At 60.9% G+C, this 15,218-nt stretch carries 14 protein-coding genes and 2 pseudogenes; 4 read left to right on the forward strand and 12 right to left on the reverse strand.

Features of this window, described 5'->3' with window-relative positions; genetic code table 11:
• Positions 1–451 precede the first annotated feature (451 nt).
• Positions 452–640 (forward strand): DUF2188 domain-containing protein, encoded by a 189-nt coding sequence (locus IPF36_RS35115; protein WP_368671177.1) that lies wholly within the window; start codon positions 452–454, stop codon positions 638–640.
• 64 nt (positions 641–704) lie between these two features.
• Here IPF36_RS35115 and IPF36_RS20345 read toward each other — a convergent pair whose 3' ends face one another.
• The 5 genes from IPF36_RS20345 to IPF36_RS20365 all read right to left on the reverse strand — a co-directional run bounded on the left by IPF36_RS20345 (position 705) and on the right by IPF36_RS20365 (position 7,638).
• Positions 705–2,126: an alpha-amylase family glycosyl hydrolase gene (locus tag IPF36_RS20345; RefSeq protein ID WP_195429816.1), complete on the reverse strand. Its 1,422-nt coding sequence runs from the start codon at positions 2,124–2,126 to the stop codon at positions 705–707.
• 72 nt (positions 2,127–2,198) lie between these two features.
• Positions 2,199–5,000, reverse strand: a complete 2,802-nt coding sequence (locus IPF36_RS20350; RefSeq protein WP_218959647.1) for a glucosidase — start codon at positions 4,998–5,000, stop codon at positions 2,199–2,201.
• A gap of 133 nt (positions 5,001–5,133) precedes the next feature.
• Positions 5,134–5,556: a DoxX family protein gene (locus IPF36_RS20355; protein WP_195429819.1), complete on the reverse strand. Its 423-nt coding sequence runs from the start codon at positions 5,554–5,556 to the stop codon at positions 5,134–5,136.
• Positions 5,557–5,692: 136 nt separating this feature from the next.
• Positions 5,693–7,171: a DASS family sodium-coupled anion symporter gene (locus IPF36_RS20360; RefSeq protein WP_195429828.1), complete on the reverse strand. Its 1,479-nt coding sequence runs from the start codon at positions 7,169–7,171 to the stop codon at positions 5,693–5,695.
• A gap of 56 nt (positions 7,172–7,227) precedes the next feature.
• Entirely contained in the window at positions 7,228–7,638 is a 411-nt protein-coding gene (locus IPF36_RS20365) for a hypothetical protein (RefSeq protein WP_240746120.1), read from the reverse strand.
• Positions 7,639–8,078: 440 nt separating this feature from the next.
• Here IPF36_RS20365 and IPF36_RS20370 point away from each other — a divergent pair, with 440 nt between their 5' ends.
• From IPF36_RS20370 to IPF36_RS20380, 3 genes are all read left to right on the forward strand, one after another.
• Positions 8,079–8,531: a glycogen/starch synthase gene (locus IPF36_RS20370; protein ID WP_255519848.1), complete on the forward strand. Its 453-nt coding sequence runs from the start codon at positions 8,079–8,081 to the stop codon at positions 8,529–8,531.
• Between the two features lie 1,010 nt (positions 8,532–9,541).
• Entirely contained in the window at positions 9,542–10,384 is an 843-nt protein-coding gene (locus tag IPF36_RS20375) for a helix-turn-helix domain-containing protein (protein ID WP_346769565.1), read from the forward strand.
• Between the two features lie 192 nt (positions 10,385–10,576).
• Positions 10,577–11,299 carry a response regulator transcription factor gene (locus IPF36_RS20380; RefSeq protein WP_368671176.1) on the forward strand — a complete coding sequence of 241 codons (723 nt, stop codon included), beginning with the start codon at positions 10,577–10,579 and terminating at the stop codon, positions 11,297–11,299.
• 63 nt (positions 11,300–11,362) lie between these two features.
• On the opposite strand, the gene IPF36_RS20385 is transcribed toward IPF36_RS20380, so the two are convergent.
• The 7 genes and pseudogenes from IPF36_RS20385 to IPF36_RS20415 form a co-directional block, all read right to left on the reverse strand.
• Positions 11,363–11,755: a response regulator gene (locus IPF36_RS20385; protein ID WP_195429830.1), complete on the reverse strand. Its 393-nt coding sequence runs from the start codon at positions 11,753–11,755 to the stop codon at positions 11,363–11,365.
• Complete coding sequence (locus IPF36_RS20390) at positions 11,752–12,270, reverse strand: DUF1275 family protein (protein WP_255519850.1); 519 nt, start codon at positions 12,268–12,270, stop codon at positions 11,752–11,754. Before IPF36_RS20390 ends, IPF36_RS20385 begins: the two co-directional genes overlap by 4 nt.
• 31 nt (positions 12,271–12,301) lie before the next feature.
• Positions 12,302–13,450, reverse strand: a complete 1,149-nt coding sequence (locus IPF36_RS20395; protein WP_255519851.1) for a porin — start codon at positions 13,448–13,450, stop codon at positions 12,302–12,304.
• A 4-nt stretch (positions 13,451–13,454) separates the two neighbouring features.
• On the reverse strand, positions 13,455–13,751 hold the full coding sequence (locus IPF36_RS20400) for a XapX domain-containing protein (protein WP_133092988.1): 297 nt from the start codon (positions 13,749–13,751) through the stop codon (positions 13,455–13,457).
• An 87-nt stretch (positions 13,752–13,838) separates the two neighbouring features.
• Positions 13,839–14,180 (reverse strand): annotated as a pseudogene (locus IPF36_RS20405) (MFS transporter); the annotation flags it as partial.
• Positions 14,177–14,610 (reverse strand): annotated as a pseudogene (locus IPF36_RS20410) (DoxX family protein). The pseudogenes IPF36_RS20410 and IPF36_RS20405, both read right to left, overlap by 4 nt.
• 59 nt (positions 14,611–14,669) lie before the next feature.
• A partial coding sequence (locus IPF36_RS20415; protein ID WP_195429831.1) for an amidohydrolase family protein occupies positions 14,670–15,218 on the reverse strand: 549 nt, incomplete at its 5' end.

Below are 15,218 nucleotides of genomic sequence, written 5' to 3' on the forward strand. Positions count from 1 at the left end.
AATTGAATGCTGCAATATCCTGCTCGCTACCTTGCGGGGTGAAGAAGCACTGAGCCGATCGCAGGTAGTAGCCATGAATGCGTTGACGGGTGATGAGTTCACCAGGGCCAAGAATCATCTGCTTAAGGAGGGCCTGATTTGCCGCAGTTCCACCATGAAAATCGTTCGCCGGAATCATACTCGCTACAAGTTGACAGAGAAAGCGCTCGAATTATCCGTGAAGTTGCCGCTTCCATTACATCAAGCGCGTGCTCAGATAAATTTTGAGAATTTACTTCGTGCATGGAAAATTAGCTTGCCTTCTGGACCCGTTGCGCTTCCGAGTGTGAAACGGTCTCGGTTCACCAACGATGAATTGGACCAAAAGCCGCGATCGCCATGAAGTCTTTCCCTTCTCGCGCGATAAGCGGTCTTTGAGGGGGTAACCATGTCATCGATGAATATTTGTGTGATGCCAGCCCATCTTGGCTGGTGCGTCCGCGCCGAGGATAGGCCCGACGTGTACGAGTTCTGCGTTTCGCTGAATGAAGCTATAGAAGCGGGGATAGGTATCGCTGAGCTCGAGCGAGCCGAACTGGTTGTCTATGGACTTGACGGCAGACTGCGGCTGAGGCGTTCCTTCAATGAACGCGCCAGCTAGGTGCTGAACTAGCCGCTGCCTACCCGGCTTAGCCTTCTCGGAGCGCCTGGTGAACCTGAACCTGTTAATCAATTCCTTTTATAGCAAAAACATGATAGCCCCAGGGAGGCAGGTCCAGAAAGAGACCACGGGCGCGCAGGTCAGCGCCCTGTCGGTCATAGACAGCCGAGCTGAGCCGGTCCTCAAGTCGTATGGTCCGGTCCCCCAGTTCCGGGAAGGGCGTTTGCATGAAGCACTGGCTTTGCTGCGGCGAGTAGTTTACGGCGACGAACATCCACTCGTGAGAAGTCCCGACCCAGCGGAATGCAATGAAATTGTCGGCGGACTTGTTTTCGGCCCAGGTGGGAATGCATTCCAGTAAGGACCAATTGCCCTCCCGAAGCACCGGTTGGCGCAGCACGGCAAGCAGCCGGGCATAGAACTGCGCGAGCGCTCCGTCGACCGGCTCCTCCGGGGCGCGGACCAGATGCGGCGAAATGCGTGTGCGCCGGCCCGCGAACTGCCCTTGATGGAAAAAGCGCAGGCCCGGCGAGAGGAATGTCAGCACGGCGGCCGCGGGATAGACTTCGGGTGCAAAGATTGATGCGGCGCGCGGCTCGTCGTGATTCTCCAGAAAGCGCGCCAGCTTGTCCTGGTAGGCCATGTCCGCACCGAAGTGCTCGCGCACCGGGCGGGCACGCTGTTCGCGCAGGCGGTCGTACAAGCGCTTGTCATAGGTATAGTCGAAGCCCTGCTGCTGAAGCGTCCATTCCATATCCCAGTACACCTCGGCCATGAACAGGAAGCCGGGATGCTGGCGCCGCACCGCCCCAATCGCCTTCGGCCAGAACAAGTCGGCTCGGATGCCCCAGGTGCGCTCGAACACCTCGGGCAAGACGAGCATGGCCATGTCGCAGCGCACGCCGTCGCACTGGCCGGCGATGCGTGTCAGTTCGGCGATCATCGCTTGCTGCAGTTGCGGGTTGCCGTAGTCAAGCTGCAGCGTGTCGGGCCAGCCATCGAAGTAGGGGTCTCTGCCGTAGGCGAGGAGCAGCGGTCCGTTCTTCGTGTTCATGCGGCAATAGTTGCGGGGTGAACGCGCCAGGTCCTCTTCGCTGCCATGGACGAAATAGTCCGGCTGCTCGTCGATCCACGCGTGATCGGGGGCCATGTGGTTCGGCACGAAATCGAGCATCAGGCGCAGCCCGCGCTGTCGCGCGCGCACGCGCAGGCGGGCCAGCGCTTCGTTACCGCCGAGACCGTTGTGCACGGTGTAGCTCTTGATCGCAAAGCCGGAACCGGCGATATCCTCCTCGCACAGGTCGGGCAGCGTTTGCTCGAACTCGTGCCGCCACGCCACGTTGCCGCGCGAGACGCGCTGTGCGGCAAGCCCGGTCTGCCAAACACTCAACAACCAGAGCCAGTCGCAGCCCATGTCCGCCAGGCGGTCCAGTTCGGTGTCGGTGATGTCGTCCAGCGTGGCGGCACGGCCAAGCGACTGCGACATTTCGGTAAGCCGAACCCGAGTGTTGAGTTGGTAAAGCGCTGGATAGCGAGGCGTCAGCACAGCAGTCCTCCCTTAGGTTCCCATCTGGGGATCTATAGTGCTACCGGGCGTTGGGGGCTCCGATTCCTTGTGGGCGGCCCCCAGCGCTCGCAAGAGCGCTACCTGCGCGCCCGGCGTGAGCAGCATGTCTTTCGACAATACGCAATTTGCCTGGATGATGCGCGCGACGCAGCCGGTCCAGCCGGTCTGGTGGCTGGCGCCGATCCCGGCGCCGGTGTCGCCGTGGAAATATTCATAGAACAGCACCAGGTCGCGCCAGTGCGGGTCGTCGCGGAACTTGCGCGCTGCGCCATGGATGGGCCTGCCTTGGTCGCCATCGCGCAGGAAGAGCCGGCTCAGGCGTTCGCCCAGTTCCTTCGCCACGTCGAGCAGCGTCATCATCCGGCCAGACCCGGTCGGGCACTCAATCTTGAAGTCCTCGCCGAAGTAGGCATACAGGCGTATCAGCGACGTGTAGAGCAGGTAGTTGATCGGCATCCACACCGGCCCGCGCCAGTTGGAGTTGCCTCCGAACATGCCGGTGTTCGAATCGCCGGGCACATAGGCCACGCGATACTCCTGGCCTGCATGGCGGAAGACATAAGGATGCTCGAAATGGAAACGTGACAGCGCGCGAATGCCATGGGGGCTGAAGAATTCATTTTCGTCCAGCATGCGCGCCAGAATCCGGCGCAGCTTCTGCTCGCCGACGATTGCCAGCATGCGACGGTTGGCGACGCCGGGCCGTTGGGGCAGGTGCATGTTGGCGACTAGCTCGGGGTGACGCCCCAGGAACAGCCTGGCACGCTCTCGGAATTTCGGAAGCCTGGCGAGAATGTCTTCTTCGAACACGGCCACCGCGGCCAGCGGCAGCAGCCCGACGATAGAGCGCACCTTAAGGCGCGTTGCGCTGCCGTCGGGGAAACGCAGCACGTCGTAGAAGTAGCCATCCTCTTCGTCCCACATTTCGTCCTTCTGCTCGCCAACGCTATCCAGCGCGCCGGCAATGAATACCGTGTGCTGGAAGAACTTCTCAACATACTCCTCGTAGAGCGGTTCATGCAACGCAAGCTCGACCGCAATGCTCAGCATCTGCTGGCTAAAAAACACCATCCACGCCGTACCGTCCGCCTGATCCAGGTACCCGCCTGTGGGCAGTGGCGACGAGCGGTCAAACACGCCGATATTGTCGAGCCCAAGAAAGCCGCCCTCGAAGACATTGGCCCCCGTGCGGTCCTTGCGGTTGACCCACCAGGTGAAGTTGACCAGCAGTTTGGCAAAGGCGTACTTGAGGAAGTTGACGTCGCCCCGGCCACCGCGTCGCTCCTTGTCGAGGGTATAGAGCTGCATCGTCGCCCAGGCATGCACGGGCGGATTGACGTCGCCGAAGTTCCATTCGTAAGCGGGAAGCTGGCCATTCGGATGCAGATAGTCGTTTCGGAGCATCAGGTCGAGCTGTTGCTTGGCGAAGTCGGGATCGACCATGCTCAGCGGAACTATGTGGAATGCCAGGTCCCACGCGGCGTACCAGGGATACTCCCATTTGTCCGGCATTGAGATGATGTCGTCGTTGAACATATGTGCCCACTCGCTATTTCGTACCTGTCTGCGCTCCACTCTTGGCAACCGTGAACCGGCGCCGTGCTCGTCGAGCCAGGCGCCAACGTCATAGTAGAAGTACTGCTTGGTCCAGAGCATGCCGGCGAGCGCCTGGCGCATGACGCTTACCCGGTCCGTGTCGCCGTGAATGGTGGGCGGCGTGATCGACGCGTAGAAGGCATCGGCTTCCTCCAGCCGGGCGGCGAACACCGTGTCGAAATCGCTGAAGGGCGCGGATGCCGCGCCTGGCGCCCGGGTCGTCAGCCGCAAGCGCACGATATGCGAAGCACCACCGCTAATGTTCAGCTGATAGTGAGGGGTTGCCTTGGTTCCCTGCTGCGCGGGATTCACCGCCGCGGCATCGCCGTGCACGATGAAGTTATGGATACCGTCCTTCACGTAGGGCGACGTGTTGGCCGTGCCGAACAGCCGGGTGTTGTTGCTCTCATTCTCGGTGAAGAGCAGCGGCACGTCAGCGTCGCAGTAGAGGTAATACTCGCCCAGCGATTCCTGAAACAACGTATCGCTGTGACGGGCGCGGACCGCCGCTGGCCCAGAGGGACTGACGCGCTCGATGATCGGCTTCGATCCGCCCCCGGGGTGTGACCATGTGTTGCGGAACCACAGTGTCGGCAACACGTGCAGCGGCGCCGCGTCCGGACCGCGGTTGAAAACGCTGATGCGCACCAGCACGTCCTCGGGCGCCGCCTTCGCGTATTCGACAAAGACGTCAAAGTACCGGTTTTCGTCGAACACGCCGGTGTCCAGCAACTCGTACTCGGCCTCTTGCTTGCCGCGGCGGCGGTTGGTCTCGACGAGATCGGTATATGGATAGGCGTTCTGCGGATACTTGTACAGATACTTCATGTACGAGTGCGTCGGCGTGGAATCGAGATAGAAATAGGCTTCTTTCACGTCCTCGCCATGATTGCCCTCGCTGTTGGCCAAGCCGAAGGCGCGCTCCTTCAGGATTGGATCGCGCCCATTCCACAGCGCTAGCGCGAAGCACAACACCTGGTGGTCGTCGCTGATGCCACCGAGGCCGTCCTCGCCCCACCGGTACGCGCGCGATCGGGCCTGGTCATGGGTAAAGTAGTTCCAGGCGTCGCCGTTCTCGCTGTAGTCCTCGCGCACCGTTCCCCATTGCCGCTCGCTAAGATAGGGCCCCCATTTTTTCCACGCCGCGCGGCCCGCCTGCGCAGCGTCAAGCCGGCCCTGCTCTGCATCGTTGCTCATGGCGCTCTCCTTCCAGCCGGCGAAGCCAGGCACGATGCTCTGCCCCCCAGCCCTCGTACCCCGGGTTTCATTGCCTGCCGCCGTTCGTCCTGCTGTGTCCGGACTGTCGCAAGCTTCTATCGCCATGCATCTGCTACGGGACTCTTGCCTGGCTACGTGATGATTCAATGGCGAATACCACCAGCATCCCGCCCAGGATTGAGACATTCTTCAGGATATGATTAAGCTGATTCAGGAAGTCTGCGGGGTCGGCGCGCCAGAAGCCGTGGAAGATGATCGTGGTGGGTATCAGGAAGAGTGCAAGAAGAAGCGCTCCCCACCGAGCGTTCCAGCCTGAAATCAAGGTCAGTCCACCACCAATTTCAATCACGATGGTTAGCACGAGCAGCAAATCGGGGTTCGGTAGTGCGGCACTGGCAATCCACGCAGAATAGGCCGCAAAGCTGTCGATCTTGAGGAGTCCGGAAAACAGGAAGAGAGAGCCAAGAAGGGCGCGACCGACAGAGTACGTTCTTGAAACGATCGTGGACGCAATCGATATCGTGGTCATGGCCATGACATTTCTCCAAAATAAATCAGCACGCAACAGGGGTTGCATATCAGCCGGGCGTCCGCAATGCTGCTGCCAGCAATGAGCTGGACCATCATGAGCCCCGGCGTGCTTTCCCTTGCCGGAGCACTTCTTGCACTTCTTAAACCTGGCCAAGCACCTTCCACCAAAGCGGGCCGACGACCAGCCATACAACCATATAGATCAGGCTCATCAAGAAGCCAGCCCTCCACCATTGCCCCTGGGTGACATAGCCAGCGCCGAACATGACCGGACCGGAGCCGATGCCGTATTGGGTCAGGCAACCATTGACGTTGCTCAGGACACCGAGGGAGACGGCTGCAGTGAATGGCGGGATGCCGGCAGCGACCATGAGCGCCATGGAGAGGGGAAAGAGGGCGCTGATATGTGCCGTGGCGCTAGCGAAGAAATAGTGCACGTAGCAGTAGATCGCTGCCACCATCATATAGACCGCCAGCCTCGGGAAGCCCTCCAGATGTGCTCCGAACTCCTTGCCGAACCAGGAAACCATGCCGAATTCATTGAGTTTGGAGGCCAGCATGATCAGCAGGCCGATCCAGATCATGGTGTCCCAGGCGGATTTTTCGTTAAGAGCGTCCTGCCAGGTCAGTACGCCGGTGGCGAGCAGCAGACAGACCCCAAGGGCGGCAGCCAGCGTCGCGCCGATGCCAAAGTCCGCGCCGAAAATCCAGAGCACCAACAATCCAAGGAAGATTGCCGCCATGATGATTTCTTTGGCGGAAACCGGGCCCATGGCTATGAGTTCTCTCTGTGCCAAGGCCGTCGCATCCGGTGTTCGGCGAATCTGCGGTTGGACAATCCACAGAAGGGCGACTGGAATGATGGCAAGGCACAGCAAACCGGGGACAGATGCTGACACCGCCCAGTCGAGCCAACTGATCGAGACGCCCTGGTCCGCGGCCAGCTTGACTGCAAGCGGATTACCGGCCATCGCCGTGATGAACATGCCTGCGGTGATAATGTTCGCGTGGAAGGCGCAGAGGATAAGATAACTTCCCACCTTGCCTTGCGATTGGGGGTCATCGGCATGGCTGCCGAGGACTTCCGCCATCGCTCGGGTAATCGGCAGCATTACTCCGCCGGCGCGGGCCGTGATGCTCGGCATAGCGGGCGAGATAAGGAGTTCGGTCAGAGCCAGTCCATATCCCAGTCCGATCGTTCGCTTACCCAACAGCCGCATGAACAGGAGTGCGATGCGGCGCCCCAGGCCGGTCTTGATCACGCCTCGGGAGATGAAGAAGGCGAGCATCACCAGCCAGACGAGGTCCGTGCCCGTGGATTTGGTGACGTCGGCGAAGGACACGACGCCAACCAGCACGCCCGCCGTGGCGCCGATAATGGCTACCGCCGACATCGGTAGAGGTGCAGTCATGATGCCGGCGATGGTGGCGACAAACACCGCGAACATGTGCCATGCCTTGGTCTCGAGGCCTGCCGGCGCCGGCAAGAACCAGAAGACGATGCCGATGGCCACCGGAACGAGAAATTTCCAGAGATGTCTGAGATGCCCTGTCGGTGTAGCCGGATTCGCCGCAGGTGAGCTTGCTTGCGGCGAACCCTTTGGGCGTGAGATAGCCATGATGAGCCTCCTGTGCCGCGGCGTTGTACTGGTTGTCCGGAGCGTGCGCCATGTCCCTACTGGTCGAGGAGTACGCTGTCCGTTGCTTCCTTGACAATGCGCGCGCTCCGCCGCAGGCCCTCGCGCTCGGTGGGGTTGAGTTCCGGATAGGCCAGTAACCGCGCGCCGCTGCCATTGACCACCATCGGCAGCGACAGACATACCTCTGGCACGCCTTCAACTTCTGCGTGCACGACACCGACCGTGAGGATGAGACAGGTGTCATGCACAACAGCCTGGCAAATTCGCCCGATCGCGCTGGCGATCCCATAGTGGGTAGCACCCTTGCCTTCCTTGATGAGCTTGGCGGCCTCGTGCACGGAGCGCTGGATCAGGTCACGGCTCGCGGGCCCCAGCTCTTCGAGCCTCTCTCCGAGCGAGCTTGAATCTATTGAAGCCCGCATGGACCCTGCCCTCTTGTTCCACATCAAACAATATTCCGAGCTATTCCGTGACGAATCGCAAGGGCCTCTTTTCGCGCTCGTGGCGCGAGGTGCGTGCCGATGCCAACATCGCACGGCCCATGTGCACCGCACAATGTCGCTCAATTGAACTTCCGGTCGGTTGGCGGCGTCGACAAGGCGACTCGAAACGGTGCGGAGTGCCTGCCTGACGATATGCCAGACTCGCTTTGCCGCATGGATGGCGCAGGCAAGCGCCAATCAGGTATGCGCCGATCAGGGCTAACTATATTTATGGTTAGGGGCCGGCGCTGCCCGGTCGAGGAGGAGGGCAGCGCATACGTCGAACGCTCGACCAGTCGCGCATCCTGCGGACCGGAAACAATACCTTCCGGTTTGACGCCGATCAATTCCTCGGCAGTCACGGCGCAAAGAATAGAGAACAAGCAAAGTAGGGGGGAGCCGGTATGGACGAAATGGTCGATGCTGTGCGCGCGCCATGCGGCGGCGAAAGCACCCTGCACTTGTTACTGGTGGCGTCGGAGATTGTTCCTCTCGCCAAGACAGGCGGCCTGGCAGACGTCTGCGGCGCGCTCCCGGCGGCAGTAGCCCGGCTTGGGATCGACGTGCGCCTGATAATGCCCGCTTATCCTGAAGCCTTGGCTTGTCTCGACGCACCGCGGCAGGCAGCCGATCTTGGGGAATTGCTGCCTGGGGCCACAGTCCGCCTGATCGCAGGTTCGATGCCGGATTCCGGCTTGCCGGTATGGCTGATCGACTGCCCGGCGCTCTATGACCGGACGGGGACGCCTTATCAGGACTCGAGCGGCTGCGAGTGGGGCGACAACGCGCAGCGCTTTGGCGTGCTCTGTCACGCAGCCGCGCGGGCGGCACTGGGACAGGCCGTACACGGAAGCTAATCACGCCGGCACCTTGCTGGCTCCGCTTTTTGGGTATCGGCGCTGGTGGGCGAAGGCTGTCGCACCCGCAGTCAGTTTCTGTTGCGAACGTCACTCCAAGGCCTTGCCATTGCGCAACAATGGTTCGCCTGCGACGGTTGCGACGGCACAACGGCGCGCTGTTCGCGACACCGACATGCCGAGTACTGTCAGCCAGCCCTGACATTGCCTGTCGTTGTGTACCTACGCGAGCAAGGGTGCGCCGGACAAATGGCGCGCCACCGCGCTGACACTACAATCAGCGTCTTCTGATAGGCGGCAGTCGGGTGCTCCTTCGATACTGGACGTACCAACATCCAGCTATCAAGGATAGGTATTTGCCATGGACCACTATTGCACGTTATGCGGGCGCCTCGGGCATGCTGCGGCGGGCTGCCCATGGGGTTCGTACATCCAATCCTGCAAGAATCTCTCAATGTTCGTCAGACCAGCCTGCAGTAGCGAGCCTCGGCAAGCTAACGCGCTGCTGCAAGATGATCTAACCGCGCCGCCGAAGCCCCGCGGATCACCTCGCCACCAGGCGGATTGACGTCCTTCAGTATTCGCCGGTGACTGCTGCTTGCATGACTACTCCAGCGCCTCGGCGCACTGGCAGGTCCCGAGGCCCTGTGACACTTTCGCTTCGCTTCACCCAGGGCGTGTCCCGGATCTTGGTTGAAGATGACCGAGCGACCGATATAGCGCGACAGGCCATGGGGCGGTGCGCTACGTCGAGAGCCATTGAAGCAGCAGCGTCCTGCTATATGGTTTGGCGGTGATAGGATGTTCACTAAGCAGTCGTTTGATTGCACGAAGGCGGGCGCTTTTCGAGCTGCCAGCGTTAATGGTATTTTTAGTAATTCAAGGTCGCCCAGTCGTGTTTGGCTTGGCGCGACGATCATAACTACCAGGCCATGCGACTCTCCACATCTACTCACGAATCTTCCGGGCCGGCCATTCAGCGCGACTCATTAGGGTGCTTGTCGGAGGCATTGCGATACGATCAAGCGCTTGCCGCCGGCGATCTTCATTTCTACCGCAAAAGTTCCGTGATTGAACGGGTGAGTCAGGTAGTGACCCCAGCGTCAGCACGAGGGTTCCTGGTTGGTGTCTCACTGATGGAAGGCCATCGTCGACGCATTTTTCATCCGAATCAGGCGAACATGCATGCATTCGAGGCAGGTTCCATCTATCTGCGGAACTTCCAGGATGACTACAAGGCGGATATGTACGGGACGTTCGATTTCATTCTCATCGAACTGCCGCGCCCCTTCATGGAGCGTACGGCGCTTGAACTCGGCTGTCCTGCAGGCATTGAACTTCGACATGCCGCGGCGCGGGAGGACGACGTGCTGGCCCATCTCGCCCAGGCGCTCTTACCTGCGCTCGCGCGGCCGCACGGTGCCAGCAGGTTGTTTATCGATCAACTCGGGCACGCGATTGGCACCTACCTGGTCGAGCACTATGGAGGTGTCAACCCTGGCCGCCTTCGCTCCACTGGCCGACTTTCGCCGCGCATACTCGCGCGGGCGCAAGAGTTCCTCGCAGCGCGACTGGACGACGGAAATGTGTCCATTGCGGAGGTCGCTGATGCGTGTCAATTGTCCCGAAGTCATTTTTCCCGGGCATTTCGGCAAAGTACTGGAAAAACACCACACGAATGGTTGCTGGAGCGTCGCCTCGAGCGGGCTGCGGCACTGCTGCGCGCCACGGACCTGTCGATAGCCGGGATTGCTGCATCGTGCGGATTTGCGGACCAGAGCCATCTAACACGTAGCTTCTCCAGGAAACTTGGTCTGTCGCCGGGTGACTGGCGGAGTGGTCGGCAGGACTAGGTCCGTCCAGTTGCCAGCGCTTGCCAGCCGCTATCTCGCCTGGGCTGAGCACAATAAGACAATAGAGAGCACACGCGTTCAAGCCAAAGGGCTGGTGTAGCACTACATTGCTGTCGGCTGCGTCGTATCTCCCCGCATGGAGCCTGCGGGCGATTCGCGCTTCTGATGTTGATGCCAAGTGGAGGCCCTACCGTGATTGCTGTACAACCGACGCGCGCTGAATCAGCGCCGCAGGACGAGGCGGTGGTCCTTGTCGTTGATGATGACTCGCAGGTGCGGAACGCGCTCGGTAGTCTATTCCGTTCAGTCGGGATTGAAGTCGTGCTGCTCGGCTCCGCCGCCGAGCTCTTTGCATTCGGATTCCCGGATGCTCCTTGCTGCCTGGTTCTCGATGTGCGGCTGAAGGGGCAAAGTGGCCTGGATGTGCAAGCCCGGATGGCAGAGCTTGGTATTCATGTTCCTATCATCTTCATGACCGGCCACGGGGACATTCCGATGACGGTTGCCGCGATGAAGGCGGGAGCAGAGCACTTTCTTTCCAAGCCGCTCCGTGAACAGGAACTCCTCGATGCCGTCACGGCGGCAATTCAAAAGGAAAGCTTGCGACTCGAGCGCGTGCGTCGATTGGCTGCAGTGCGCGACCGCTACCGTTCCCTGACGCCACGTGAGTGTGAGGTGATGGCGCATGCCGCATCAGGCTTGACAAACAAGGAGATTGCCGTCGCCATGTGCATCAGCGTGGTGACGGTCAAAGTTCATCGATGCCAGGCAATGCGAAAGATGAGGGCTCGGAGTTTCGCCGATCTGGTGCTACTTGCGCAAACTCTCGGGCTCGTGTTCCTTCCCTCTGAGACTGACGGGCAGCCCGCCGTCCGGCTGCGGTCTCAAGACCTTAGAAGCGCGACCATGGCGTAGGGGAGACCTTATGCAGAGGGCGAAGGTGATGTAAGGCGGTCTCATCGACCCCCCACGACATACTCATGGAGAAGGAGAACCCGTTTTGCGGGGACGTAATGCCTTTTCAAGGCATTGGATCATGTCCGTGTCTTGAAATGGCTTGTAAAGAACACACGTCGCACCCATTGCAGTGGCACGCTGAGCGAATCCCTCATGCGCAAACGCAGTCATGAAGATGACGGGCATATCGAGATTGCGTGCCCGCAGTTCCTCTATCAGAGCGAAGCCGTCCATGCCGGGCATTTTCGCGTCGGTGATCACGCAGGACAGGCAACGCAGCGAAGTGCACCGCAGTAGCTCTTGGCCGCCACCGAACAATTGCACGCCAAAATCTAGGGAACGCAGCAGCCGCCCCATGGCATTTCGGACGGCGACATCGTCGTCAACTATTGCAATCGTGGGGCGAGCTATCACACCGCTTCCTCGTATAGGCGTTGAGCGCCGGCAATGCTCTGCTGAAAGAGCCAAGGTCTGACAAAGACGTCCTGGACCGTGAGTTCTGAATACCCATGGCCACTACGGCGAGCATGCCGGCGCCGACCGCCGCCGGCGTACCCGGATCGGAAATGGGAGAGGCGTGGAGTCCGGCAATGATGAAAAGAACCAGCGCTGCGGCTTCGGCGAATAGCAACAGCGAGGGTGCCGATTGTTTGTCCCGCACGATGCGCGATTCGGTCAGCCTGGCGGCCGCTACCGCCAGGGGCGAAGGTCGGCAGCGCAAGCAGTTTGGCGAGCAGGCCCGTCGAATTACCGGCGATGTCGACGCCGATCAGCACGAAGTTTCCTGTCACGTGTGCCGCAAACAGGCCGAATAGCGAAATGAACCCGACCACGTCTACATCGCCTGTGACGAAGGCCAGGATGCAGCCGAACGCTGGTCCCGAAAGATCAGCGCGGCGGCCCGTGTCGGGAAGCTGTGCGGGTGTCAATGCGGTCTCCACGAAGATTGGTCGCTGACGGTCAGAAGCTGTGCCGCATCGCAATGGCGAACGTCTGCGGGTCGGCGCCAGCCTTGATGCCGATGTTGTTGATGGCGAAGTCATAGCTCGCGTTACTGCGGTTGTTGATGCGGCTGTAGTAAGCGTATAGCGCGGTTCGTTTGGAAAGGGGATAGTCATAGCCGACGGTTACCTGAAATGCGCCGGTCTCCGAACCACTGCGGACGGATCCAATCGTTTCCGTAGCCGTGCCGGTGCCATTGCCGACAAAGGCGAAGCCGGCGCGTATGCTACCGGTGCCAAGCTGCTGTATCAGCGAGACATAGTAGCCATTGCGCGTAAGGTCTCCAGTGGCGGTACGATAGTGCAGGCGTTCATACAGGGCACTGATGCGCGTCGACGGGAACTGGTAGGAAATTCCAGCTTTCATTGCGTCGTCGTTGCGTCCGCTGGTCTGATAGTGCTGGTGGATTTCATAGGCAAGCGTCAGGTTCAGGTTGCCCCGGTCATAGGCGGTGGCAAAGGAATACAGCGCGGGATTGCGCGGCACCGTTGTCTTTTCTTCCGGCAGTCCCCAGGCGATGGCGCCGCGCAAGCCGTGCCACGACGGCGACTGGTAGTGCAACGAGTTTTTCTGCCGCCGATCAAACGAACTGGTGTTCTGGACATTGTCGCTGGTAGACGCAGCGCCATTGCCTATCAGCGCCATGTAACCTGCAGTGGTGGGGTAATACGGGTCGTAGCTCTTGGTTGCACTTGTGTATGGTGTGTCCCAGTTGCCCACGAAGAGGGTGCCATACGGGCTCTGAAGGCCGAGCCGGGTATCTCGCGCGGCGATTTGCCCCGTGCCGTTATCAATCGCCAGGGCGCTTTCGATTTGCCAGATCGCCTTGATGCCATTCGCCAACTGTTCCTCGCCCCGCATGCCGAACACGGAGCGGTTATTCGTGAGGCGCGCCGTATTGCCCAACATGGTACCGTCGGTTGCGGTGGTCACGGTCGCATACTCGATTGCCGTGTTCAGGCGGCCATAGATCGCGACGTTGTTGTCCGCCACGGCAGGTGCCGCGGCCGCGGACAAAGACGCAGCCAGGGCGAAGTGAATGCGCCGGGGCGAGATTGCGTTAGTACGGCCAGTAAGTGCATCGGGTTGGTTTCGGAAACTACTCATGCCGTTACTGGTTCCCTTCCTGGCTACGCGCGGGGAGGGATGCCGACGTTTCAACGTTCGTGTCCGCATTGGGCGGCGGTGTACCCGTAATCTTCGGGACGCATTCGCCGCGGAACCATGCAATGGTGACTGGCTCGCCCGCCAGCATGCGCTTGACCGGCGGCACCACCTGCTCGCCAATCAGCATGCCCAGCAGCCCGATCAAAGCAATCGCGGGTGGCGCAGGTGAGCGGACCTGCATCAATGCATAGATGATGCCGACCAGGATGCCGGCGCCAAGGGAGACGAGATAGAGTTTCATATGAGACAAGGTTGGAGAGGAGAAAATCGTTGCGACGTTACGCCGGCGGCAAGCCCAGGCCGAGCAGGTGTCGCACGTGGGGCGGCTCAGCGCCTGGCGCCGCGCCAGCAGCATCAGCGTGCCGCTGACCATGGCCAGGCCAATCTGGATCACGATCAGGAAGCGGCGCCGGTCGAGGATGTCGGAGGGCGCACCGGCCGGAATCGCAAGCAGGAAGACGGGCAACTTGGCAGCCGCCTGGATCGTGGGGACCGCTGCCGGTGAAGTGGAAAGATCGGTTGCCAGCCATGCGCTGGCCACATCGCGCATGAAGCTGCCGATGTTACCGAGGATCGTGGCCACCCACAGTACCGCAAACGTGGGTTGGGCCAGCGGGGCAAACGTGCCGCCCGACGCAGGCTTGGCCGCCGAGATGGCAGATTGCGTCATGGTTGTCTCCGCGTGCGAAGGTCATCCCACGCCACGAGCGGGAACCCGCCTACCAGGCCCGGATGTTCGAAGAACGCGTTAGCCATCATGAACTGCGCCTCGGGGGGGCGCTCCAAAACCGGTTGGCCAGGAACGTGGCCATCAGCGTGAAAGCCGCCAGCGCCAGTGCGCCTAGCCAGTGCCAGAAGCCGGTCAGGATCATTGCCGACGCACCAAGCTCTAGCGCAATCGTCGCCGCAGCCAGCGGCACGGCGGGCGGCAGGCCGAAGTGCTGCATCTCTGTCACTGCGCTGGAGAAGTCCAACAGCTTGACCAGCCCGCCTTGCAGGTACGCCGCGCAAAGCAGCAGCAGGCCAATCCATCGCACCCAGCGCGGCAGCAGGTAGGACGGATTGCCGGCTGCCGCCAGCGGAGAAGACGAGGGACGCATGGCGGGTCCCCGGTTTCAATACGGTGCGGGGTGGCAAGATGCGTTTGCGGCCGGGAACGTCAGAACGCCCAGCACGAGCAGCCCAGCGCCCCCCAGAAGCTGCTTTCGTCCGACGTCGGCACGCTCGATGTCCAGGCCTTGGCGTGAGCATGACCATGCACGCCGCACGAGCTGGCGCAGCCGCAGGCGGTGTTCATCGCGAGCTGCTTTGCCTTGGCCGTCGGGCGGGGCTGGTACTGGCTGCCATGACGGGCCGGAGACCAGTCCGGCATCGCCGGCGGAATCTCCGGCGAGTGCTTGCCGAATTCGTTGTCGCCATAGACCACCTTGCCGCCCAGCACCGTCATCACGGACGTGATGTCCTGGATGTCGTCGCCTGGCACGGCGAAGTAGTCGGCCGACAACACGGCCAGGTCAGCCAGCTGGCCCACCTTGATCTGGCCCTTCTTGCCCACTTCGGATGAGAACCACGTGTTGGCCTCGGTCCACAGGCGCAGCGCCGTTTCGCGGTCGAGCAGGTTGGCCTGTGGATACATCGACATGCCGCCGACGGTCTTGCCGGTGGTCAGCCAGTACAGCGACACCCACGGGTTGTACGAGGCCACGCG

The sequence above is a fragment of the Cupriavidus sp. IK-TO18 genome, from assembly GCF_015549295.1.
Lineage (GTDB): Bacteria > Pseudomonadota > Gammaproteobacteria > Burkholderiales > Burkholderiaceae > Cupriavidus > Cupriavidus oxalaticus_A.

Excerpts from the sequence above, each read along its gene's own strand:
- IPF36_RS35115 (WP_368671177.1), top strand. The coding sequence starts at position 452 with ATGCCAGCCCATCTTGGCTGGTGCGTCCGCGCCGAGGATAGGCCCGAC.
- IPF36_RS20345 (WP_195429816.1), bottom strand. The coding sequence starts at position 2,126 with ATGTCGCAGTCGCTTGGCCGTGCCGCCACGCTGGACGACATCACCGAC.
- IPF36_RS20350 (WP_218959647.1), bottom strand. The coding sequence starts at position 5,000 with ATGAGCAACGATGCAGAGCAGGGCCGGCTTGACGCTGCGCAGGCGGGC.
- IPF36_RS20355 (WP_195429819.1), bottom strand. The coding sequence starts at position 5,556 with ATGGCCATGACCACGATATCGATTGCGTCCACGATCGTTTCAAGAACG.
- IPF36_RS20360 (WP_195429828.1), bottom strand. The coding sequence starts at position 7,171 with ATGGCTATCTCACGCCCAAAGGGTTCGCCGCAAGCAAGCTCACCTGCG.
- IPF36_RS20365 (WP_240746120.1), bottom strand. The coding sequence starts at position 7,638 with ATGTGGAACAAGAGGGCAGGGTCCATGCGGGCTTCAATAGATTCAAGC.
- IPF36_RS20370 (WP_255519848.1), top strand. The coding sequence starts at position 8,079 with ATGGACGAAATGGTCGATGCTGTGCGCGCGCCATGCGGCGGCGAAAGC.
- IPF36_RS20395 (WP_255519851.1), bottom strand. The coding sequence starts at position 13,450 with ATGAGTAGTTTCCGAAACCAACCCGATGCACTTACTGGCCGTACTAAC.
- IPF36_RS20400 (WP_133092988.1), bottom strand. The coding sequence starts at position 13,751 with ATGAAACTCTATCTCGTCTCCCTTGGCGCCGGCATCCTGGTCGGCATC.